The sequence below is a fragment of the Psychrobacter sp. TB20-MNA-CIBAN-0197 genome, from assembly GCF_040309765.1.
In the GTDB taxonomy this organism is placed as follows: domain Bacteria; phylum Pseudomonadota; class Gammaproteobacteria; order Pseudomonadales; family Moraxellaceae; genus Psychrobacter; species Psychrobacter submarinus.
This window is the reverse complement of record NZ_JBEOPC010001465.1, coordinates 1-232: the sequence shown is the minus strand read 5'-3', so window position 1 is coordinate 232 and position 232 is coordinate 1. Positions and strand designations below refer to the sequence as shown.

The following is a 232-nucleotide window of genomic DNA, read 5'->3' as shown; positions in this document are numbered from 1 at the left end:
CTCATGGGCAGGGAACGCTAGCGGCGCAAAGTCGTATTTGGCGATGAGCCCTGTTGGCTGCCAATAATAAAATAGTAACGGTTTTTTCTGTTCAAAGGCGGAGGCAATCTCAGCATCGAGTGCTGCACCCGTACCTGGATGGGCATTATTAAAAACCGCGTCCAAGCCAGTATTTTTGAGCAGTCGGGTGTTAAAAATCTCACACGCCCAGCCTGACGGACAGTTCATAAAC

1 protein-coding gene is annotated in these 232 nt (G+C 49.6%); it reads right to left on the bottom strand.

Translation table 11 applies throughout. The features are described 5' to 3' along the window. On the bottom strand, positions 1-232 hold a 232-nt coding region (locus AAEY83_RS18830; RefSeq protein WP_351061758.1), incomplete at both ends, for a glycine betaine ABC transporter substrate-binding protein.